22 protein-coding genes are annotated in these 21,592 nt (G+C 37.1%); 12 read left to right on the top strand and 10 right to left on the bottom strand.

Going from position 1 to position 21,592, the window contains the following annotated elements; genetic code table 11:
• The first annotated feature begins 87 nt into the window (after nt 1–87).
• Nucleotides 88–510: a hypothetical protein gene (locus AN957_RS04425; RefSeq protein ID WP_056682523.1), complete on the top strand. Its 423-nt coding sequence runs from the start codon at nt 88–90 to the stop codon at nt 508–510.
• 40 nt (nt 511–550) lie between these two features.
• Here the strand turns inward: AN957_RS04425 and AN957_RS04420 are convergent, their stop codons facing one another.
• A complete protein-coding gene (locus AN957_RS04420) occupies nt 551–2,002 on the bottom strand; it encodes an alanine/glycine:cation symporter family protein (RefSeq protein WP_056682520.1) in 1,452 nt (483 codons plus the stop codon).
• 295 nt (nt 2,003–2,297) lie between these two features.
• Between AN957_RS04420 and AN957_RS04415 the strand changes: the two genes are divergently transcribed.
• Entirely contained in the window at nt 2,298–3,506 is a 1,209-nt protein-coding gene (locus AN957_RS04415; RefSeq protein ID WP_053479110.1) for an MFS transporter, read from the top strand.
• Nucleotides 3,507–3,550: 44 nt separating this feature from the next.
• Here AN957_RS04415 and AN957_RS27320 read toward each other — a convergent pair whose 3' ends face one another.
• A complete protein-coding gene (locus AN957_RS27320) occupies nt 3,551–4,180 on the bottom strand; it encodes a hypothetical protein (protein WP_053479111.1) in 630 nt (209 codons plus the stop codon).
• Nucleotides 4,161–4,706 (bottom strand): sigma-70 family RNA polymerase sigma factor, encoded by a 546-nt coding sequence (locus AN957_RS04405; RefSeq protein WP_053479112.1) that lies wholly within the window; start codon nt 4,704–4,706, stop codon nt 4,161–4,163. The genes AN957_RS27320 and AN957_RS04405 overlap by 20 nt, the downstream gene beginning before the upstream one ends.
• 132 nt (nt 4,707–4,838) lie before the next feature.
• Here AN957_RS04405 and AN957_RS04400 point away from each other — a divergent pair, with 132 nt between their 5' ends.
• Nucleotides 4,839–5,423, top strand: coding sequence for a hypothetical protein (locus AN957_RS04400; RefSeq protein ID WP_056682519.1), 585 nt, complete (start codon nt 4,839–4,841; stop codon nt 5,421–5,423).
• A 43-nt stretch (nt 5,424–5,466) separates the two neighbouring features.
• Here the strand turns inward: AN957_RS04400 and AN957_RS04395 are convergent, their stop codons facing one another.
• Nucleotides 5,467–6,378 carry an aminoglycoside phosphotransferase family protein gene (locus AN957_RS04395; RefSeq protein WP_053479114.1) on the bottom strand — a complete coding sequence of 304 codons (912 nt, stop codon included), beginning with the start codon at nt 6,376–6,378 and terminating at the stop codon, nt 5,467–5,469.
• Nucleotides 6,379–6,492: 114 nt separating this feature from the next.
• Between AN957_RS04395 and AN957_RS04390 the strand changes: the two genes are divergently transcribed.
• Nucleotides 6,493–7,035: a GNAT family N-acetyltransferase gene (locus AN957_RS04390; RefSeq protein WP_053479115.1), complete on the top strand. Its 543-nt coding sequence runs from the start codon at nt 6,493–6,495 to the stop codon at nt 7,033–7,035.
• A gap of 631 nt (nt 7,036–7,666) precedes the next feature.
• On the opposite strand, the gene AN957_RS04385 is transcribed toward AN957_RS04390, so the two are convergent.
• Nucleotides 7,667–8,434 (bottom strand): hypothetical protein, encoded by a 768-nt coding sequence (locus tag AN957_RS04385; RefSeq protein WP_053479116.1) that lies wholly within the window; start codon nt 8,432–8,434, stop codon nt 7,667–7,669.
• 141 nt (nt 8,435–8,575) lie between these two features.
• Here AN957_RS04385 and AN957_RS04380 point away from each other — a divergent pair, with 141 nt between their 5' ends.
• The gene (locus AN957_RS04380) at nt 8,576–9,619 is read left to right on the top strand and encodes a lactonase family protein (protein ID WP_053479117.1); all 1,044 of its coding nucleotides are present in this window, start codon (nt 8,576–8,578) and stop codon (nt 9,617–9,619) included.
• Between the two features lie 224 nt (nt 9,620–9,843).
• Here AN957_RS04380 and map read toward each other — a convergent pair whose 3' ends face one another.
• Both map and AN957_RS04370 read right to left on the bottom strand, forming a co-directional pair.
• Nucleotides 9,844–10,584 carry a type I methionyl aminopeptidase gene (gene map / locus AN957_RS04375; protein ID WP_056682518.1) on the bottom strand — a complete coding sequence of 247 codons (741 nt, stop codon included), beginning with the start codon at nt 10,582–10,584 and terminating at the stop codon, nt 9,844–9,846.
• Between the two features lie 68 nt (nt 10,585–10,652).
• A complete protein-coding gene (locus AN957_RS04370) occupies nt 10,653–11,657 on the bottom strand; it encodes a zinc-binding dehydrogenase (protein ID WP_053479119.1) in 1,005 nt (334 codons plus the stop codon).
• 190 nt (nt 11,658–11,847) lie between these two features.
• Here AN957_RS04370 and AN957_RS04365 point away from each other — a divergent pair, with 190 nt between their 5' ends.
• The gene (locus AN957_RS04365; RefSeq protein WP_053479120.1) at nt 11,848–13,020 is read left to right on the top strand and encodes an amino acid deaminase/aldolase; all 1,173 of its coding nucleotides are present in this window, start codon (nt 11,848–11,850) and stop codon (nt 13,018–13,020) included.
• Nucleotides 13,020–14,354 carry a D-arabinono-1,4-lactone oxidase gene (locus AN957_RS04360; RefSeq protein WP_142108997.1) on the top strand — a complete coding sequence of 445 codons (1,335 nt, stop codon included), beginning with the start codon at nt 13,020–13,022 and terminating at the stop codon, nt 14,352–14,354. The genes AN957_RS04365 and AN957_RS04360 overlap by 1 nt, the downstream gene beginning before the upstream one ends.
• 65 nt (nt 14,355–14,419) lie before the next feature.
• On the opposite strand, the gene AN957_RS04355 is transcribed toward AN957_RS04360, so the two are convergent.
• Nucleotides 14,420–14,620 (bottom strand): cold-shock protein, encoded by a 201-nt coding sequence (locus AN957_RS04355; RefSeq protein ID WP_053479122.1) that lies wholly within the window; start codon nt 14,618–14,620, stop codon nt 14,420–14,422.
• A gap of 348 nt (nt 14,621–14,968) precedes the next feature.
• On the opposite strand from AN957_RS04355, the gene yunB reads away from it, so the two are divergent.
• Nucleotides 14,969–15,733, top strand: coding sequence for a sporulation protein YunB (gene yunB / locus AN957_RS04350; RefSeq protein ID WP_053479123.1), 765 nt, complete (start codon nt 14,969–14,971; stop codon nt 15,731–15,733).
• Between the two features lie 41 nt (nt 15,734–15,774).
• On the opposite strand, the gene AN957_RS04345 is transcribed toward yunB, so the two are convergent.
• Complete coding sequence (locus tag AN957_RS04345) at nt 15,775–17,616, bottom strand: M6 family metalloprotease domain-containing protein (RefSeq protein WP_056682513.1); 1,842 nt, start codon at nt 17,614–17,616, stop codon at nt 15,775–15,777.
• Between the two features lie 286 nt (nt 17,617–17,902).
• On the opposite strand from AN957_RS04345, the gene AN957_RS04340 reads away from it, so the two are divergent.
• Complete coding sequence (locus tag AN957_RS04340) at nt 17,903–18,634, top strand: DUF3784 domain-containing protein (protein ID WP_053479125.1); 732 nt, start codon at nt 17,903–17,905, stop codon at nt 18,632–18,634.
• Nucleotides 18,635–18,735: 101 nt separating this feature from the next.
• The gene (locus AN957_RS04335; protein ID WP_053479126.1) at nt 18,736–19,197 is read left to right on the top strand and encodes an SRPBCC family protein; all 462 of its coding nucleotides are present in this window, start codon (nt 18,736–18,738) and stop codon (nt 19,195–19,197) included.
• 58 nt (nt 19,198–19,255) lie between these two features.
• Here the strand turns inward: AN957_RS04335 and AN957_RS04330 are convergent, their stop codons facing one another.
• The gene (locus tag AN957_RS04330) at nt 19,256–19,792 is read right to left on the bottom strand and encodes a ribonuclease H-like YkuK family protein (RefSeq protein WP_053479127.1); all 537 of its coding nucleotides are present in this window, start codon (nt 19,790–19,792) and stop codon (nt 19,256–19,258) included.
• A 226-nt stretch (nt 19,793–20,018) separates the two neighbouring features.
• Between AN957_RS04330 and AN957_RS04325 the strand changes: the two genes are divergently transcribed.
• Complete coding sequence (locus AN957_RS04325) at nt 20,019–20,753, top strand: DsbA family oxidoreductase (RefSeq protein ID WP_053479128.1); 735 nt, start codon at nt 20,019–20,021, stop codon at nt 20,751–20,753.
• 298 nt (nt 20,754–21,051) lie between these two features.
• Nucleotides 21,052–21,576, top strand: coding sequence for a cupredoxin domain-containing protein (locus AN957_RS04320; protein ID WP_053479129.1), 525 nt, complete (start codon nt 21,052–21,054; stop codon nt 21,574–21,576).
• Nucleotides 21,577–21,592 lie beyond the last annotated feature (16 nt).

Here is a 21,592-nt window from a genome sequence, read left to right as displayed (position 1 = left end):
TGAACGGAAGGATGTCTAGTAGCTTAATCTTCTAACCTCATCTCATAATGAAAGTCATTTTGGCCATATTATGAATGAGGTGATGTTTTGATTAAAAAGATTGCTCTTACCGTTTTAATCACTTTCCTTTTCAACCCTACACACGCTCCTGCTCAAATGAAAAATGTCATTGAAATTTATGATATCGAACAGGAGACTGTGATAAAGACAATAACGATAACCTCCTTTATCCGAAAAGATTCGGATAAAGTACTTCAAGGAATTAGTAGTATATATAAGAAGTTTAATCCCCTTCCGGAAAAAGGACTGCTGGTAAAGATTCCATTGGATCCTGCTATACATGTGACAAATCAATGGATAAATTCATTAGTAGATGAGTTGATTATTTTTTACCCTGAGGAAGATGAGCCTTTCATTTTAATTTATGATGATGAAAATAGCACATATTTTTTTACAATTGATAGAAAGGTTCCTGAGGAAATCCTATTCACATTATTATTTCATCATTAAAAAAAGATGCTCGGCCAAGCCGAGCATCCTTCCCCCTACATTAGGAAACTTTTTCTTTTTCCTCTTGATAACCGTCTGCCCAATAATCCGCATTTTTAATACCTAGTTTTGTCGAATTAAATACAGGGTCAAGACCTTGTTTCTTTTGTTTCTCATAGTCCTTCAAAGCAATTATTGCAGGCTTCATCAGTATGAGTATGGCAATGACATTCAGCCATACCATTAAACCTAATCCAACATCTCCAAGAGCCCAAGCAAGGCCTGCTGTTTTTACAGCGCCGTAGAAGGCTGAAATTAGTATGACGAATTTCAGAATAAACATCGGCCACTTACTATTTTTAAATAAGTAAGCAACATTTGTTTCAGACATATAGTAATATGCCATTAATGTTGTAAAGGCGAAGAAGAATAGTGAAATTGCAACGAATCCGGCTCCAAAGCCCGGGAAAGCGGTTTCAACAGCTGCCTGCGTATAGCCTGGACCAGCTTCAACACCTGGTAAATGGTTCACAATCATCGTTGCTCCATCTGGACCAACCGTATTAAACATTCCTGTAAATAAAATCATAAATGCAGTTGCAGAACAAACTAATAATGTATCGACATAAACGGAGAACGCTTGAACTAAACCTTGTTTAGCTGGGTGAGATACTTCTGCAGCTGCAGCGGCATGAGGGCCTGTTCCCTGACCTGCTTCATTCGAGTAAATTCCACGTTTAACTCCCCAAGCAATCGCACTACCAACAAGTCCGCCAAACATAGACTCAGCACCGAAGGCACTCTTGAAAATTAAAGCAAAAACACTTCCAACTTCACCAATATTCATAACCATAATAATAAGTGCTACAAGAATATATCCAAGAGCCATAAAAGGAACGACTAATTGGGCTACATTGGCAATACGCCTTACCCCACCAAAAATAATTAATCCTAATAATGCAATAATAACTAACCCTGTTATCCATGTTGGAATTTTAAATGCATTTTCCATCCCTAAAGCAATTGAGTTCGATTGAATACCTGGCATCAATATAGCTAAGGCAAGTACTGCCGTAATTGCGAAAAGGACAGCAAACCATTTAACTCCCATCCCTTTTTCAATGTAAAATGCAGGACCTCCACGATATTGCCCATCAATTTTCACTTTGTAGATTTGAGCTAATGTCGATTCTACATAAGCCGTAGCTGCACCAATGAAGGCCATCGCCCACATCCAGAAAACAGCTCCAGGGCCTCCCATTGCAATGGCAGTTGCAGTACCAGCGATGTTACCAGTTCCGACGCGGCCGGAAAGAGCAATAGATAAGGCCTGGAAAGATGAAACGCCCGCTTCAGAACTTTTCCCTTGAAACATTAGCATAATCATGTCTTTAATATGTCTGACCTGTAAGAAACGAGTTAAGATGGAAAATAATAATCCTACAGCTAGACAAATGTAAATAACTGGTGTACTCCATAGAATGCCATTTAAGTCATTAACAAAAGCCTCCAAAAAAATCCCCCTCTTTTTATATATTCTGAATCTTTTACCTATTAAGAATTATAAAACAGGCATTTAAATAATACAATCATTATTTTTAACTGCTTGTATAATCCTAAAGTAGGACTATACTGTTATATTAAAGTATTATAAATCGATAACTGTATTAATACAATATTATTTTTCAAAAATTATTTTAATTAAGTATTTTCTAACCACTTGTTTGAAGCACTTCAATTTTTCCTGAAAATCCGTTATACTATTTAGGGAAACGAAATAGTCGACAGGAAAGAAGTGTGAAATACAGATGAAAAAAGATTCAAGTCGTAACTTAGTCATCATGTGGTTCGCCAATTTCTTTATTGCCGGCAGCATGACGATGGTTTTGCCATTTATCTCGCTTTACATCGAAACGTTTGGAAATTTCTCAACATCGTATGTACAGCATTGGTCCGGCTGGACTTTTGCAATTACATTTGTAACTGCATTTATTTTTTCACCGATTTGGGGAAGGATTGGCGATTTATTCGGGCGAAAGAAAATTCTCATTGCCTCTGGAATTGGAATGGGAATATCCATTTTTTTGATGGGATATGTTACATCTGTTTGGCAGCTATTTACACTTAGGTTCATGATGGGGATTTTCACGGGCTTTGTCGGCATGTCTCAAGCCTTTATCTCTACACAAACACCAAAGGAGATTGCCGGAAAAGTAATGGGAACCCTGCAAACAGGGAGCATAACTGGCTCTTTGATGGGGCCATTACTTGGGGGAATTCTTGCTGACACTTTTGGCTATGCAGACACTTTTAAATGGACTTCTATTTCAATATTTGTATCTGCGTTCCTTGTCTTTTTTACAATTGAGAAAAAATTAGCGGTTAAGGAAGGCGCGAAAACGAGTTATACAAGTAAAGAAGTTATTCTTCATATTATCCGCAACCCTGTTCTCCTAACTGTCCTGCTTATTTCATCACTTATCCAAATGGCTCATTTTAGTATTCAGCCGATTTTATCCCTATACGTCAGTGAATTGCATGGACCTGAAAATCTTGCTTTCTTTGCAGGAATTGCTTTTTCTGCTGCAGGACTTGGTAATTTAATAATGGCTAGACAATGGGGGAAAATTGCGGATCAGTACGGCTATGTCAAGATCCTTGTCATTTTATTATTCATGGCTGGCATTTTCTACTTCCCAGGTGGATTTGTAACAAGCTTATGGCAGCTTGTGCTTGTCCGATTTGCCCTTGGTGTAACGATTGGCGGTATTATTCCAGTCCGTATCGCTTATATTCGGCAAGAAGCACCCATCGCTATGCAAGGAGAGGTTCTTGGCTACAACACAAGCTTGCGTTTCTTTGGTAATATTATTGGACCAGTAATGGGGGGACTCCTTTCTGGCTACTTTGGTTTTACAGCTGTATTTATTTCGACAAGCATTCTTCTGATTCTAAGCGGTGTGATTCTTTTAGCAGCCATGTACCGACATCCTAAATTGTTGAGAGGCTCGGCATAATATAAAAGCTGTCCGAGTAAGGGCAGCTTTTATATATTATGAGTTCAATTCCTTTTCTCTGTTTGTAAAAAAAAGGTTTCCTTTTTCCCATCCCATTCAACTGTCACTTCGACTTTTTCATCTTCTCTCATCATGGCTCCATTCCCTGCCCCAGAACTATTTCCAACTATTTTTTGACTCATCTCATCAATATTCCCACTGCCCCCACCCGCTGTTGTTTTATAGTTATAAGATAGAGTTTTTCCCTGTATTTCTATTAATTCGCCTTTATATTCCATTTGAAAAACTTCTTCTGATTCACTTTCATAACCAATTTTCCCATTCCCTCTTTCAAAGAAAACACCTTTACCTGAAAACTTAAACTTTGCTTTCCAGTGTTCACTCTCACCAGAATACACATAATCATGAATAACAGTATTATTCCCATCTGTTGCTTGATTTGAAGGATTAATTGTTTCTATCGAAAGAAGATAGGAGATTGCTCCAAATGCTATCAAGATACTAGCTACACTACTTAATATATATTTCAAGGAAGAAGAAAAAAATAAGCTTTGTCTTTTTTTAGGAAGATTATGAAGGGTTTCATTTATTCTTTGTTTGACAGAATGAGGCACTTCAAGCTCCATTTTTGAAATGGTATTTTTAATATGGTTGTCAATTTTTGAGTGGTCCATTTTTTGCACTCCTCTCTTCACTTTTTGGATTCAAATAAGTTGCCAACATGAATCGTGCACGATTCAATCTTGATTTAACTGTCCCTTCTCTGATATTGAGAATAGCTGCAATTTCTTTTATTGAACAATCTTCAAAATAAAATAATGCCACGACTGATTGATATTTTTCATTTAATTCAGTTATTGCATCCCTTAGCTCATTAAATGCATTTTCAGCATCCTGATGAATTGAAATATTTTCAATACTTTCTATCGGAAAACTCCTCTGCTTTTTCTTTAAGATATCATTACATTCATTGATAAGTATCCGGATAAGCCAAGTTTTAAAATAAGCTGGTTTTTTCAGCTTGCTTATTGATTTATAGCTTTTCAAAATCGTTTCTTGAATCGCATCTGCACAATCGGAATCTTCCTTTAAAAATCCTTTTGCCACACGATAAAGGGAAGATTCACAACAATTGATTATTCTTATAAAAGCTTCTTGATCTCCACTTTGAGCCAAAAGCACATCATTCTCAAAAAGCATCACTACTCCCCTCCCTGTGCGCATTAGACTTATTTATTGAGAAAAAGTTCCATAGATGTGATAAATATTAAAACTTAATACGTATGTATACGTAAATTAGATAAGGGTTTTAAATAGAGGGGGAAATTTCAATTGAAGAAGAGGAAAGGAACAGGAAAGAAACAATTAAATTATAAGAATAGGAATCTGCCTGTCATTTCTTGTGCAGTATTACTTCTAATATTTTTGCTCCTATCATTCCTATTATGGGTTGTGGCAGAAATTATAAAAGAACAATTTATTTTAAATGAAATGCTGAATAATTATTGTGGATTAAGTTTTATGCTCTGTTTCATATTTGTTTTTTGCTTAATCTTAATTTCCACAAAGAATATCCTAGCAAAAATTGCATCCGTTTTCGTTATCATCATATTTATTAGTGTAGGAGCAGATTTTTATCATTCATCGCATCTCCTTTATAAAGATTGGATGGCTTATGAAAATAAACAATTTGAAACAAAGGTTGGTGTTCCGCTAAAGGTTGAATATGATAACCCTGATTCTGGGCCAGAATGGTTATTTGAATTAGTCTTTAAAGATAAGACCCTATTTGTCCATCACCTCCAAATTAGCAGGAATGACCATGATGCACATTTTAAAGACAAGCAACTGGAAATCCTATATTTACCCAATAGCTTATATGCTGTAGAAATAAAAGTACATAAATCGAATGAGTAAGTTTCCCGCTGCTAAAAAGAGCAGCGGAAAGCCAGTGACGATTTTACTTAAACCAAATAGGCTTTGTTAATTCAAAGTTTTTATGATCCTCTAGAATTTGATAAATCCGCTCAATCATTTCATTTAAATTCTCAGGAACGACTTTTATCGTCCAGACAATGGCAGAAAAGATACTCATCCCTAAGTAAATTGAATATAATGTCCAAAAATCCTCAGGGATTTCTTCATTAAAATAGCCATTTATCTGTCCGATTGAAAATGGGATACTAACTTCTCTACTAAACAAGCCAACTTTCAGAAAATCATGGTACGGGTCTCCCCAATCATAACGGTTGAAGTCGATGATTCCAGCATATTGCCTGTTTTCTACAATGATATTACCTACATGGAAATCATCATGCTGAATCCGACTGGGACGATTTATTAAGAGCCGCTCATTTTTATCAATAAAGTTGATAACTTCATAATCGCCTCGAATTTTCAATCCACATGACCAGTAGGCTTCAACATATTTCTGATGCTTTTTCATTATTCTGTCGTACCAATGGTCAATCGATGCTGGAGCACGAACAGCATGTATTTTTGCTAAGTCAATGCCAGCAAATAAACCTATTTTATATTGATCTTGAATACTGTAGAACGGCAGTAATTCACGTGCATCCTCCCCCTCAATATAAGAGAGCAGGTAATAACAAAGATTTAATTCTTCTACTTTGCCTACGGCAATCGGCTGCGGTGACTGGATACAATAATTTTGCAAATCGGTAATTAAATTAAATTCTGATTTTTTCCTTTCATACTGGTCAATCGCCGCTGTCCGGAGCAAATACTTTTTGCCATCCGCCATTTTAACAACATATTTATTATCATTCGAGAAACCTTTATTAATTTGTTCGATCATTGTCGAGGTTTGAAGTGATGGAATCCTATTCTTAAGCTGCTCTAATAAATTCATAAAATCCCTCCGAAATTCTCCTAGAAATAAACAATATTAATCAAAAGGAGATGAATACTAAGCTAGCGAATATAATAATCAAACTATGTAATCATTTAACTGAAAGGAGAAAATATGTTATTTACTAATAATCACTTACTCGTAAGGAACCTTGAATTAAAAGATAACCACCTATTAGCCAAATGGCTTTCTGATCCAGCTGTTCTGGAATATTATGAGGGCAGAGACAATCCGTTTGATCTGAAAAAGGTAAATCAAAAATTTTTCGATCGCAAAAACGAAGTAAACGGCTGCATCATTGAATATAACAAAATTGAAATTGGATACATCCAATATTATCAATTAGACCAGAACACAAGAAATGAATATGGTTATGAAGGAAACAGAGAAAATATTTATGGCATCGATCAATTTATTGGTGAACCTAACTATTGGAATAAAGGAATAGGGACACTGCTTGTACAATCGATGGTAAATTTTTTAATTGAACAAAAACAAGCTGATATGGTTGTAATGGACCCACAAATAAAGAATGTAAGAGCTATTCACTGCTATGAAAAGTGCGGATTTACCAAAATTAAAATGTTGCCTAAACATGAGCTGCACGAAGGAGAATATAGGGATTGCTGGCTGATGGAATATAAAAAAGGGCAGTAAATCTCATTTTGAAAGTAGTCAAATAGATTGTTTACTTACTCTTAAATGACCGTAAGACCAAAAATCCTAGTTTAATGGAATCTTTACTGGTCTTTGGTTACCGCGGAACGCTATTTCCCACGTTTACGGGCACCAATGCTTGCCTTTGGTTACCGTGGAACACTATTGTCCTCGTTTATGGGCACCAATGCTTGCTTTTGGTTACCGTGGAACGCTATTTTCCTCGTTTACGGGCATCATTGCTCCCCTTTGGTTACCGTGAAATGCTTTTTTCCTCGTTTACGGGCACCAATGCTTACCTTTGGTTACCGCGGATTGCTTTTTTCCTCGTTTACGGGCACCAATGCTTGCTTTTGGTTACCGTGGAACGCTATTTCCCCCGTTTACGGGCATCATTGCTCCTCTTTGGTTACCGTGGAACACTATTTTTCTCGTTTACGGGCACTTACCCTCCCCTTTGGTTACCCTGAAATGCTTTTTTCCCCATTTACTGGAACCAATGCTCCCCTTTGGTTACCGCGGATTGCTTTTTCCCTCTTTTACGGGCACCAATGCTTGCTTTTGGTTACCGCGAAATACCTTTTCCCTTTTACCCGCATCTAGCTGCTCAAAATGCAAATATCCAGATACCTCAACCTCTCCTATAACTCATTTGATAGAATTCCAGCGCCTCGAATAAGAATTTTCTATCATACCTTGTCTTTGAATGAATTCTTTCCACCCACTCTTCAATTGTGAGCAACTGTTCTTCTTTAAATAATCCTTCACTTGTACTTAAATAGCTTTCCCAATTACAGAATTCCCAGTGGGCTATTTCACTTTTGTAGGGTGTTCTTACTTCTAGCAGCGGCCTTGGTCGAATCTGGTTTTGGGAATATTCTGCCGCTTCCATAAACAATTTCAAATCAAGTGGCTCGGTATGATAGACTTGGCGAGATAATTTCCCACTGGGTCTGTAATAGATTACCTCAACACTACTACTAACAGGTTTAATTTGTACTTGAGCAGCTGGAAAAAATCCACTTAGTATTTCACCAGTAAAATCATGCTGCGCTGAATCTATTAATATTGGCTTTAGCCACTGATCTCCAAGATCACACAGAAATCTCCTTCCTCTTTCATCTAATGCTACTACTGCTGTATGAGCTTTTTCTGTATTTAAATAGTTGCCGATTGGATAGGCTTCAATTCCATCTTTTTCAAACTCATCAAGCAGCCAAATAGCAAGATCAAAACAATTACCCGAAATCCCATATTGTTCCCTATGTTCCTTCATTAAAGAAACTGAACGTTGTTTTCTCCTGCTTGATTTTTGATAAAACCAAGCTTTAGTTAAGGTCTCCATGGGAAAATCACAGAATTTCCCCCACGTCGTTAGAATTCCATTTGGTGGTAGCATCTCCTCATCCTCTCACAAATCTATGTTGGTACATTCTCTCCGCGTAGTAGAATTTCCTTTTTTATTACCTGCTATTTTTTAATCACAGTTTATCTATGATACATTTAAGAAATAATAGAAAATTTTTAAGGAGGATTCATTTTGGAAAACAACAAGCAAATAGGATATATCGGTACATATACGAAGAGCGAAAGTGAGGGTATTTATGCATTTTCATTAAATACGGAAACAGGGAAAATCACTGATATTAAGCTTGCTGCTAAATTAGATAATCCAACTTATTTGGCCATTAGCAGCGATAATCAATTTCTGTATTCTGTTATAAAAGAAGGAGAAACTGGCGGTGTTGCATCGTTTAAGGTCCTTGATAATAAACTAGAAATAATTAACAAACAAGTTACTGAAGGGGCACCTCCTTGTCATGTAAGCTTAGATCTCAAAACGTCTAATATCTTTAGTGCAAATTATCATAAAGGCACAGTCGAATCCTTTTTAATCGACGATAAAGATGGTTCAATATTGCCGGTAAGCTCAGTAATCAAACTCCAAAACCAAGGAGGAGATACATTCCCTCATACTCATTACGCGGCCCCGACTCCCGATGAGAAATATATTATCGCTGTTGACCTCGGAATAGATCAAATCATCATTTATGATCTAAATGAAGGAGTTTTAAAGGAGAAAAATAGTTTGTCAGTTAAACCTGGAAGCGGACCAAGACATCTTGTATTCCATCCGAACGGAAAATACGTCTATGTCATGACTGAATTCAGCTCAGAGGCAATCGCATTTACGTATGAACCCGATACTGCCAGCCTAACACACCTTCAAACCATTTCTACCATTCCCGAGGATTTTCGAGAAAACAATCAAGGTAGTGCTATTCATATCTCTTCAGATGGTCGATATGTGTACGCTGGAAATCGTGGGCATAATAGTATTGCAGTATTTAGTATAATGCAGGAATCAGGGAAGCTAAAGTTTATTGAACATACTTCAACTGAAGGAAATTGGCCAAGAGACTTTGCACTGGATCCGACCGAGAAATTTGTAGTTGCCTCTAATCAAAATTCCAATAATCTAGTTTTGTTTTCACGTGATCAAATGACAGGAAAGCTAACATTACTGCAGTCAGATATTTCTGTTCCTGAACCTGTCTGTGTAAAATTCTTGAAAACCAATTAGAAAAATAGCCCTCCATACCTAGCGGAGGGCTTTGATTAATTAAATAATTTGAAGGGTAATAAGAGGAAGTAATAGCCTAACTCATTCCCATTGTTTTTTTGAATTCCATTATCATCATTTCCTTTTATTCACCTTTTTAATTCACTCTGCTCCATTGCATAAAGAAAGAAAACTAACCGTCAGTTAAGTGCACTGCTGATGGTTAGTTTTTCTGCTAACAATTATTATCTAGTAAGAATAATCGGTTCACCTTTTGTAACAATTAATGTATGCTCACATTGTGCTACATAGCTTTTGTCTCTTGTTACAAATGTCCAGCCATCATCAAGTTCAATGACTTCTTCGGCTCCAGTTGAAACGAACGGTTCAAAAGCAAGCACCATTCCATCCTTTAATAATTGAGAATCCCATGGCTCAAAATAATTTAAAATATGGTCAGGCTTTTCATGCAAGGAATGCCCAATTCCGTGACCTGTTAAGTTTTTAATAACCGTATAGCCATGCTGATTCGCTGTTCTATTAACTACTTTACCAATCATGCTAAGCTTTGCGCCCGCTTTTATTTTTTTCAGTCCTTCTTCAAATGCCAACTGTGCTGTTTCACAAAGCTTCTCTAGCTTTTGATCGTCTCCAACGACGATAGACAAGCCCGTATCGGCAAAATATCCATTTTTTGATCCAGATACATCTATATTCACGAGATCGCCTTCCTGAATGACCCGCTTTCCTGGTATTCCGTGTGCAACCTCTTCATTCACACTTATACATGTGAATCCAGGGAAATCATATTCCCCCTTCGGACCTGATAAAGCGCCATGCTTTTCAAAAAGCTCCCCAGCATAATCATCTAATTCCTTCGTTGTTATGCCTGGCTTCGTCATTGCAATTAATTCATCCCTTATAAGCGCAACAATTTTGCCAATTTCTTTTAAGCCGTTTAAATCTTCTTCTGTTTTCACAATCATTTTGATTTCCTGCCTTTTACTTTATATATTGTCTCTTCTATTATATTCTAATTCTTATTAAAATGAACTTAAAGCATTTCGGAACGAATTATGAATCCTATTTTCCCCATTTGCTCTGCTTCCTCTAATCGTTGAAACGCCCTGTCAAATTCGCTTAAATCAAAAACTTCATCGATTACTGGTTTCAACTGATGCCTCTCCATAAACTGGAGCATTTCTTTATATTCTTCAGCACTTCCCATTGTGGATCCTAGGAGATTTTGCTGAGCATAGAAAAATGTGCGCAGGTTAAATGTTACTTCATCTCCAGCGGAAGCACCAAATATAACGATCGTTCCCCCACTGCGAAGTTGTTCTAATGACTTATTGAATGTGGCTGCTCCGACAGATTCAATGACCAGATCCATTTTCACACCTTTTAACGCCTTACTCCAATCCTCATTGCTGTCAATCGCTTGATGTGCACCAAGTTCTAGTGCACGATCACATTTTTTCTTTGAACGTGAGCTTACATATACTTCTGCCCCAGCAGCTTTTGCGAATTGCAATAGAAAAGTGGCGACCCCACTGCCAATCCCTGGAATAAACACCTTCATTCCAGAAGTTACTTTTCCTCGAGTAAATAAAGCACGATAGGCCGTGAGTCCTGCTAAAGAAAGGACACCTGCTTCTTCCCAGGATAAATATGTTGGCTTTGGAACTGTATTTTCTGCAGGTACGACAATCTTCTCTGCAAATGTCCCATGATCAGGAAGTCCAACGATCTCAAAGCCTGCTGGTGGTGCATCGCTTTTTTCTTGCCATCCGAGTCCAGGATTAATCATTACCTCATCCCCGACTTTAACTGTATGTACGCCTTCACCTACTGCATCAATCATTCCCGCTCCATCAGACCCAATAATAAGAGGCGGATCAGACGGCAAATGGCGATTCAGTACAAAAAGGTCGCGATGATTTAGACCTGCAGTTTTCAATCGAACGCTTACTTCTCCAGCTCCAGGCACCCTTTCAGCTATTTCCCCATAGGATAGCCCGCTAAAACCTGCTTTTCCTTCATGTATTAATGCTTTCATCCAATCACTCCTCATCATATATTTAATCTTTAGACATGTCCCAAATATATTTTACCATAGGAATAAACGAAATCCTTCTGTTCTAAATTCAATAAACTGAATTTTTAAAATAATTATCCCCACTTTTATTTACGTATCCTTTATAATAAAAATAAGCTACATAATTATGAATGATATGTGAGGGGTTGCCTTGCTTTCAAAACAGCTGCTTAATGAAATTTCTCTGCCGGCATTACTTTTAGACTTAGATGCATTTGATGAAAATTGCCAAGAAATTGCTAAAAAAGCGAATGGAAAAACCATTCGAATTGCCACCAAATCGATTCGCTCTGTTTCTCTTCTAAGAAGAATACTCCAATCAAACCGAATTTTCCAAGGCTTAATGTCCTTTACCCCACAAGAGTCAATATTTCTTTCTGAAAAAGGGTTTGATGATATTTTGCTCGGCTACCCTTGCTGGGACATGGATGCACTTATTAAAATTGCTAAAATCAATCAAACAGAAAAGAAAATTATTTTAATGGTAGATTCTTCTGAGCATATCGATCATTTACAAAGGATCGCTTTGGAGACAGACGGAAAATTCTACGTTTGTATTGATGTTGACATGAGTACTGCTTTTGCCAATCTGCATTTTGGCGTCAGACGATCCCCGCTAAATAATGAAGACGCAGTCTTACAGCTTGCAAAAAAAATTAAACAATCTACTAAGCTTGAGATTACAGGCATGATGGGATATGAAGCACAAATAGCCGGTGTGGGTGACCTCATGCCCTCACAATTCTTAAAGAACACATTCATTTCTTATTTGAAAAAGAAATCGATTCCTGAAATTGCTGTGCGTCGAACAAAGGTTATTCAGAAACTCATGGATGAAGACATCCCCTTATCACTTGTTAATGGCGGCGGAACAGGCAGTCTGCATACGACTTCATTGGAAGATTACGTAACAGAGGTAACAGTCGGGTCCGGCTTTTATTCCCCGCTTTTATTTGATTATTATCAAAGCTTTAGCTATAAGCCTTCCCTCTTCTTTGCCTTGCCTATTGTAAGAAAACCAGCCCCAAACATATATACATGTCTTGGCGGTGGCTATATAGCATCAGGAGCAGCTGGAAAAGACAAAATGCCAAAGCCTGTCTATCCCATGGGAGGAAAACTCTTGCCGTTAGAGGGAGCAGGCGAAGTGCAAACCCCAGTATATTATGAGAACTTATCCCTTGATATAGGGGATGCAATCGTCTTTCGGGCAGCAAAAGCCGGAGAGATTTGCGAGCGCTTTAAGGAAATTATTTGTATTTCCAATCAGCAGATTGTTTATCTCTTTAATACTTATCGCGGGGAAGGAGCATGCTTTCTATGATGAAAACAGAGCAAGGCCATACATTGAAAAACTGGGCACATACATTTGAGAGCCAGCCTGAAAAAATTTTTTACCCAACCTCTATAAATGAGGTTAGTGCCATTGTAAAAGAAGCTGTAATTGAGGGAAAAACCATTCGAGTTATCGGAGCTGGACATTCATTTACAAGACTTGTTGAATCAGATGAATGGCTCATTTCACTTGATTCTTTATCTGGGATTGAATCCATTGATAAAGACAAGGGCACTGTGACAGTCTTTGGCGGTACACGACTATATCAAGTAGGTGAAGAACTGGGAAGGAAAGGCTTTTCCCAAGAAAATCTGGGAGACATCAATGTACAAAGTATTGCTGGAGCGATTTCTACAGGAACACACGGTACAGGGCTTCAATTTGGCAATATTTCCACTCAAGTAACAAGAATATGGCTAGTTACAGCAACTGGAGAAGTCCTGCCTATATCCAAAACAGAAAATGCTCATTATTTTAATGCATGTCTTGTATCGTTAGGGACTTTAGGCATCATTGTAAAAGTTACCTTAAAAATAATCGAAAGCCCTATTTACGAATATATAAGTGATCAAGTAGAGTTTCCAATCCTCGAGAAGAATCTTACCCAATTAATCGAAACAAATCGTCACTTTGAGTTTTATCTATTCCCATATTCAGATTTAGTACAAATTAAGACGATGAATATTTCCAATCAAAAACCTAAAAGCTTACGTCTTCACCATTTTAAAAATCTTCTATTAGAAAACTATTTGTTCTTTATTCTCTCAGAAATTTGCCGATTATTTCCGAAAACCTGTCGTTTTATAAGCAGACTTTCTTCAAAAAGTGTTGGACGCACGTCAATTGCAGCACATAGTTATCAGCTATTTGCAACACCAAGAATCGTTAAATTTAGAGAAATTGAATATTGCATCCCCCTACAGCACCTCCTGCCAGCTATCCAAGAGATTCGGGAATGCATTGAGGTGCAAAAGCATAAAGTTCATTTTCCTATTGAATGCCGCATGGTCAAGGCTGATGATATATGGCTAAGTCCTTCCTACAAAAGAGAATCAGCCTATATTGCCTTTCACATGTATAAAGGTATGCCATATGAAGATTATTTTCATGATATGGAACAAATTATGAAAAAATACGATGGCAGACCCCATTGGGGAAAAATGCATAACCGCAGTAATAATGACCTGTACAATCTTTATCCTATGCTTACTGACTTTTTAACCATTAGAAATGAACTGGATCCATTTGGATTGTTTTTAAACGGCTATTTGAAGGATTTACTGACTGAAAAAGAATTAAATTATATGCAAGAAGTTCAATAGATAATATATAGATTAACAACCTAAAAACAGACTCCGAAAATTTTCAGAGTCTGTTTTTTTATTTCTTATTGTTTTACAACGTTAGCCGCTTGAGGTCCACGAGCGCCTTCTTCGATATCAAAAGAAACCTCTTGTCCTTCATCAAGTGATTTAAAGCCTTCGCCTTGAATCGCTGAAAAATGAACAAATACATCTTGTCCTTCTGAAGTTTCGATGAATCCAAATCCTTTTTCTGCATTAAACCATTTTACTTTACCTGTTGCCATTTCTGTTTCCTCCTTGTGTATACATACACATTTTGAAATTTACTATTCTTGCTCAAAGTCATATTCAGGCGAAAAGTATCAACTTATTCTTTCCTTTCAAACCGAACAAAAATAATTCTCTAGATAATACCAAATACAGGAAGGAAATGCAAATCGCTAGTTTTCCTTTCAATAAAACCATTCCGCAAAAAGAGACAAAAAGCTTATGTTTATTTTTACGTTTTGGACATATATTTGTACAAATGACCCAATGAACATAAATGAATTCATTTTCAGAGCTACTAACAGCCAATGGATAAACGTAAAAAGAAATGAGTGAGAACTTCACTTGAAATGGGAGGTTATCCTTTGCTTAGAAAAGTAAAAGTACGAAGGAGACGAAGTTTTAAAGGCCCTTTGCCATTTAAATATGTATTATTTATTTCTTTTATCATTTTTCTCTTATTAACGTTTGGAAGTTTAATCATTATTAACAAGAATATAGAACCGACCTTAATTGGCATTGCCGAATCAAGGGCTCGTCAATTTGCAGCCCAAGCGATCAATGATGCCATTGACAAGGATATTTCTGAAAGCATCGATATCAATGAATTAATTGTTAAGCATGAAAACGCAGGGGAACCAAGCTATAGCTTCAACCCACAAATCTATAATAAAGCCATATCCGAGTCCCAGAAAAGGGTTCAAAAGTATTTAAACTTAGTAGAGGCAGGAGATATGGAACAATTAGAAAACTTTAAAAACGATATTGAAATTGATGTAGACAAGACAAAAAATGAAACAGGCATCATTTATTACGTCCCACTTGGCATGGCCACAAAAATGACCTTACTTTCAAACTTAGGTCCTAAGATTCCAGTACGATTAGAAATTATCGGAGATGTAACATCTGACGTAGAAGCAAAAATGGCTGAGTCAGGTATCAATAATACATTTCTAGAAGTCTATATCAATGTAAAGGTTCATATGAATGTCATTATTCCACTTATCGAAAGTCCGATTGAAGTTTCTAATCAGGTGCGCATTGGTGATTTGTTTCATCCTGGCAAAGTGCCTCAATATTATAATGGCTCTGGCCAGGGAATTCCTGCGGTCATTCCGCCTCCACAATAAAGCCTGATCCCTTTTTTGAGATCAGGCTTTTGCTTTGAAGATTATTTGTTCCCTTTTCCTTGATTGGATTGATAATAAAATTTTGCTGTAATCGATCCATCTTTATTTTCAACGATGTCAGTTACATGGATACCAGAATCAGCAGGTGTTGAGTTTTGACCTTTCCAGAAGTAATACGAACCTGTATGAACTTTTCCAGAAACAGGTGTCAGCTTACTGCCTGTTTTGAAGAAGTCTCCTGCATCTCCGCGATTCACATTTTTCTCAAGGTCATATTTCCCATCCGCCTGAAGAATAGATAATCCATAGTGAGTCACAACCGTTCCGTCTGCAGCTGTTTCTGATTGATTGTATTGGAAGCGCTTGTTTTGCCAATTCTCCACATTGTTCGGACGGAATCCAGCTGTTTGATAGAGGTTAATAATATTTTCATCCACATGCCAGGCGACTAATCCATGTGCATCCTCCCCTTGACGAACTAACCCTTTATTAAACCCATCCTGTTGAATATTCTCAAATAAGAAATATTCTGTTCCGTTTGATCCCGGCACTTCCATTTTAACAATGCCATTTTGGCTATTTGCTTGATTAATAGGAGGAAGCGTAATTGTCTTTACTCCATCTTCCTCTGTAACTTCCATTGGTTCAGCCCAGCCTAAGAATACCTTTGAGAATGGATCAAAATGTGTTGGCGAATTTCCAGAATAAGCCGCATGATCCGGATATCGCATCCATGAACCGCCTGCCATCATTGAATAGTTCCCAACACCTTCAGAAGTGTAGACTGTATCATAAAAGTCAGGCAGCCCTAGAGCATGTCCAAATTCATGGGCGTAGACACCTGTTTGTGCAGGGAATGGTCCCGTTTTTAACGATTCATTATAGGAATTTGTTGCTGCATCATAACCAGCAACATTGCCTCCAATTCCAGGCTGGATATTGTAGTTATTCACAAGTACACCATCATAAGTCATCTCTTCAGCAATGGTTTTGTTAATCCACTCTTCCTCACTCAAACCAGAATATTCTGGAGCCGTTATGCCAGTTTCATAGTATTTTCCATAATATAAAGCACTTAATATATTCCACTTATGCGACCAAAATTGTGCTGGATCACGGCTGAATTCCGCTCCTGTTCCTTCATGTACAACGAACACATTTGGAACTTCCCCATTCTCTGCATACTTGGAAAAATCTACTTGATCATCAGCAGCTTTAAGCAAATCTCGAATAAATTCACCTGTATGTGCATCACCATTCACGTTGCCATTTACGTACTTGCCATTTTCAGCATATTTCCCCTCTTGATCCAAATAGTACGAAGCACCATGAGGCAATTCTACCCAAACAAATTCAGTATTTTCCTTACGTACGAGATTCACTTTCCCATTGCTTGATTCCTTGTAAGCATTCTGCATTGTACGATCTGTTGGAGCCTTGACCCCGTTATACTCCGCATACTGCTTAAATTCATCTAACTCGTACGGATTATATTCCGTACCAAAGATTAAATCTTCATAATAATGGGCAGGGACTTGTCCTTTCATATCCCCTATTGGCTCATCCCCATCCTTATACTTAGCTAAAATAACGAGGACAGGAACGTCCCCCAGTGCTTTTTTATAGGCAACATGATTATCCCCGGCCTGTTGAAACTTTTTCCCATGGTTTGCCACTTTTTCGGCTGGGTCTACTTTTGAAAGGTCAATGCCTAACCGTTTTGCCTGCTCAGCAAGCTCTGGTGATACCCCTACATGGTGGGCTAAATTAATATCATATGTACTTTTGTCTTTACTAGCAGAATCTGCGGTTTGAATGCCTGCAAAAATCGTACTGCCTGTTAACGCTAATGCTAATGCTGAACTAGATAGGACCTTTAACACATGCAACACCCCTTTAAAATAATTATTATTACAACCTAAATATTAATTAATTTTCAGTATTTTCTGAATAGGGAGGAAGCACTTATTTTTATTCATCAAGCAAGCATGTCCAATGGCATATTTTTCTGGGTTTTTATAGAATTTATCCACTTCAAATGGATTCCTTTGAAATGTTTCTTAGCTCTTTCTTTACTTCTATTTCCCCCATCCATTCTCTACTATCAAGATGATCGCTTATCAATTATAATTAAATGTATAAACTATACATCAAAGGGAGTATTTATATATGATGGGACTTATTAGTGTACAAATCATTATTTCCGTTCTTTTCATCCTTTTGGGATGGGCGATTCGTTATAAGAAAGCGTATTGGCTTATTTCGGGTTTTGCCTCTAGGGCTGAACATGAAAAGGAGCAGCTAATTGCAAAGGGTTCACCGCAAAGAACAGGTATGCTGCTGTTATCAGCCGGTATCGGGATGCTAGTCTTGCTTCCACTTCTCTTTACATCTTTTACATATGCGGTTGAAGTTCAATTTGGTTTTATGCTCCTTTACTTACTGGGAGGACTGGTGTATTTATCAAAATATGAAATTCCAAGTAAACGGAAACGCAGTTATACAATAAGTACAATTCTATTTATTGTCGTTATTGGGTCATTAACAGCCCTAACTATTTCGAGCTATCAAGGTTATGAATTAATCATAAAGAAAGACCACTTCGAAATTACAGGTATGTATGGGGATGAATGGAATCTCAAAGAGATTAAACGAATTGAATTAATGGAAGAAATGCCTGAAGTTTTAGCAAGAACGAATGGTGTTGGGCTGCCTACTCTGTCAAAGGGACATTTTAAAGTAAAGGATTACGGAAAAAGTTTACTTTTTATTCAGAAAGGCTCATCGCCATATATCTATATTGAATTAACTAACAGAAAAATTTTTATTAATGATAAGGATCCAGAACAAACGAATAGATGGTATGAGGAATTACGAACAAAATGGAAAGTTATTAATTAATAAAGATTGCTCATACTTTGAAAATGGAATACTCCCGCTGAATTTAGAATAGATTTTCATGGAAAGCATCTTAAGAAAATGATTAAAAGGAGCGGGAATGAATGACATGTTTTAGACAACAAGTGGAAGTAAATGTACCGATACGTTTTGTTTGGGAATTCGTAAGTAACATAAATCATTGGGCACCACTTGTCCCAGGTTATATTGATCACAATATTATCAATAAAAAAGAGTCTACATGGTGCTTTAAAAGTGATATCGGAATTATGAAGAAAAAAATTGAATTAAAGGTTGATATTACTAGTTGGCAGGAGCCTTCTAAGGTGACCTTTAACTTGACTGGATTAAATGAAAAGTTTTCAGGGCATGGTTTTTTTACCGTTGAAGCCATTAATCAGCAGAAAAGTCTTATGACTGGTCACCTTGAAATGAAAGCCGAAGGAATAATGGCAAAAATGGCGAATGCTATTATACAGTCATCACTTCCCGAAACGACAGCTGAATTAACTGAGGCTGTCGCAGCCAAAATTCAAGATAATTATCTAATTCATACAACAAAATAACAACAAAGCCTGCCAGCACAATGAAAAAATTCATTGTGCTTTTTGTTTCTCACCAACTTTATTTTGTATATCGGTTTGCGTAACTGGATGCAACAAATGCATCTGGTTTTATTTTCGGCTCTACACCGATTGATTCCATTCTTGTCACCATCTCATTGACAAACTCCCTTGTCTTATTTCTTTTTCCCGCACCGATGTCTAGATGTCCCTCCATCGAAAAGGTTGCACCTTGATAAATATAAGGGAGCACAATATTAATCATCTCGTTTTTCCGCTCTGTCGTAAACAATGATACGATCTCTTCTGTGAGAGATGTCTCATAAGAAATGCGTTCATGTAAATGAAGCATTTTTCGTGGAACAATGTTTTTTCGTATACAAGCCCATGCCCCCTTCCCTTCATTTTGAATGACAATTCCTGTAATAAAAACGGTTCGGTTACAATGAACTTGAGAATCTGTCCCAACCATTAACCGGAAATTTCCCCGGGGATTTCTGTTCATAAACTTAAGGATCCGATTAAAGACATGCTCAAATGTCAAATGGCTCTCTTGTAGATTTTGAAACAAATACGTATGATTTTGATCAGTTTTCACCTGATATCACCACATTATGATTTGATTGGTAACAATAGCAGCATATGAACCCATTTATCTTCTTTAAAATCACCTTGGTACAATTAGTATATTGAGCCCAACCTTGCATGTTGTTTATTTTTTTCAATTCTTCGGAAAATGTATTTTTCACTGTAAGCATTTTTTAATGGATTCACCTTCGGTTATGCTACTATTAAGGGAATCTAATTAAGAAAGTAGGGGTCATATGAAAATAGAGGTATGGTCAGATTATGTTTGTCCGTTTTGTTATATTGGGAAGCGCAGATTAGAAAATGCACTAGCTCAATTTCCATATAAAGATCAAGTTGAGGTTGAATTCAAAAGCTTTGAGCTTGATCCAAATTCTCCTAAGTACAGTGGAAAAAATATTCACGAAGCACTTGCATCGAAGTATGGGATGAGTGTAGAACAAGCAAAGAAGACGAACGAAGGAATCGGACAGCATGCAGCTAGTGTTGGCTTAACGTTTAACTTTGATGACATGAAGCCAACAAATACCTTTGATGCACACCGCTTAGCGAAGTATGCAAAAGCAAAGGGAAAAGAGGCTGTTCTTACAGAGAAGCTTCTTCACGCTTATTTCACACAATCAAAGGAAATTAGTGAACATAATACATTGGCAGATATCGCAGAAGATGCTGGATTAGACCGTCAAGAAGCTTTAAATACGCTTCAAGATAAAAATGCTTTTGCTAATGATGTTCGCATTGATGAAGCTATTGCCCAGCAATATGGCATAAGTGGCGTTCCATATTTTATCATTAATCAGAAATATGCCATATCAGGAGCACAGACTCCAGAAACCTTCGCTAATGCACTGCAGAAAGTCTGGGAAGAAGAATCAGCGGCAGCACCTAAATTCCAAGATTTATCAGGAGCAGATGCAGAGGATGCAAGCTGTGTAGACGGGAACTGTGCGATACCGAGTAAAGATAAATAATGTAAAAATAAAAATGCAGATCACCTAAGTGATCTGCATTTTTATTCAGGTAAATTTTACAGAAAATTCGGAATTAAATATACATCAAATGGGTTTCTTTATTAAAAATAGGATCAAATACTTACTTTCACTGTTTTTAAGGTTAAAACGATACAAAATAAAATAAATTAAATATGGATTTTCTGTGACAAGGGTCACGCTTAATTGTGTCTAAATTTTGTATTCTAATATCGCCATAAATGGGGATATGGTGCAATTTATCTATAAAAAAGTGGAGTATTTGGGGGAGGTATTAGAAATGGTTCAAACAGTAGCATGGATTGTCAGTTTAATTTTTATGCTTTTAATCACAGCAGTTTTTGGATTTGTCGCCTTCAAATCAAAAGAAAAACGTGATTATGAGCCTATCAAAAAGAAGTGGTATAAGGCACGAACTTTTTATGGGGCAACATTAGTTGTAGTCATGCTTATTATTACAATTTATACCCTTCGCGAATTGCCGTATAACCAGCCTGTTTATGGGGCAGGAAATGATCCAACAATCGTGGATGTCGAAGCTATTCAATTCGGCTGGAAAATGAGTGAAACGGAATTTAAAGTGGGAGAACCGATAGAATTTCATGTCACAAGCACAGATGTCACTCACGGGTTTGGTATTTATGATTCAGAGTTGAATTTAATTGCTCAAACACAAGCAATGCCAGATTACACAAATAAAGTTTACATCACTTTTGATAAGCCAGGTACGTATGACGTTCTATGTTTAGAATATTGCGGATTAGCTCATCATTTAATGATCGGCAAAATCGTAATAACTGAATAAAAAGGTGGAGGTGTTG

Origin of the sequence: Cytobacillus solani (genome assembly GCF_001420595.1) — a bacterium.
GTDB lineage: Bacteria > Bacillota > Bacilli > Bacillales > Cytobacillaceae > Cytobacillus > Cytobacillus solani.
This window is presented reverse-complemented; position numbering and strand designations above follow the sequence as displayed.